The sequence below is a fragment of the Thermosynechococcus sp. genome, from assembly GCF_046299635.1.
Classification (GTDB): domain Bacteria; phylum Cyanobacteriota; class Cyanobacteriia; order Thermosynechococcales; family Thermosynechococcaceae; genus Thermosynechococcus.
Genome location: NZ_JBKBHV010000057.1, coordinates 1 through 1,154, shown reverse-complemented (window position 1 = coordinate 1,154; position 1,154 = coordinate 1). Strand labels below are relative to the sequence as shown.

Genomic DNA, 1,154 nt, shown 5'->3' with positions numbered 1-1,154 from the left:
TCGGAACTTACCCGACAAGGAATTTCGCTACCTTAGGACCGTTATAGTTACGGCCGCCGTTCACCGGGGCTTCGGTTCAGGGCTTGCACCCCTCCCCTTGACCTTCCGGCACCGGGCAAGCGTCGCTCCCTATACCTCCTCTTACGAGTTCGCAGAGAGCTGTGTTTTTGGTAAACAGTCGCCAGAGCCTGTTCACTGCGGCTCCCCATCAGCACCGCACGCGGCACCAACAGGGAGCACCCCTTCTCCCGAAGTTACGGGGCTAACTTGCAGAGTTCCTTGGCGAGGGTTATCCCGCGCGCCTGAGTGCTCTCGCACCCGCCCACCTGTGTCGGTTTCCGGTACGGGTTCCCATGGGTTGTGCTTAGAGGCTTTTCTCGGCTCCCTGGCTTCGGGGGGTTGTCACCCTCACGGGCTTCCCCACCACGCAGAGCCCACGGGAGGCGGATTTGCCTACCCCCCACCCTGCGCTTCTGGCCGGGCTCGTCCATGGCTCCGGTCCCCCTAGCCTAAAGCGTCCCCCCATCGCACCCATGGGAAGGGCCGGAATATTAACCGGCTGCCCTTCGGCTACGCCTCTCGGCCTCACCTTAGGCCCCGCCTAACCCTACGCTGACGACCATTGCGTAGGAACCCTTGGGCTTACGGCGACAGGGATTCTCACCCTGTTTATCGTTACTCATGCCGGCATTCGCACTTCCCTTACCTCCAGCCGCCCTCGCGGACGACCTTCGTTGGCATCGGGAACGCTCCCCTACCGCCTGAGGGTTGCCCCCAGACCCGCAGCTTCGGCGCTGGGCTTAAGCCCCGATCATTTTCGGCGCAGCGTCACTCGACCAGTGAGCTATTACGCACTCTTTAAAGGATGGCTGCTTCTAAGCCAACCTCCTGGCTGTCTCAGCAACGCCACATCCTTTCCCACTTAGCCCAGACTTCGGGACCTTAGCTGGCGGTCTCGGTTGTTCCCGCGCTCGGACACGGACGTTATCGCTCGCGCCCTCACTCCCAGGCTCCACCTGGGACCCTTCGGAGTTTGACAGGGTTTGGTAGGCTGGTGGGCCCCCTAGCCCTATCAGTGCTCTACAGGCCCCAGTCAGCACCTGAGGCTGACCCTAAAGTCATTTCGGGGAGAACCAGCTATCTCCGGGCTTGAT

At 61.7% G+C, this 1,154-nt stretch carries 1 rRNA gene; it reads right to left on the bottom strand.

What is annotated here, in order from left to right:
* A 23S ribosomal RNA gene (locus ACK4IR_RS12295) occupies nt 1–1,154 on the bottom strand; the annotation flags it as partial.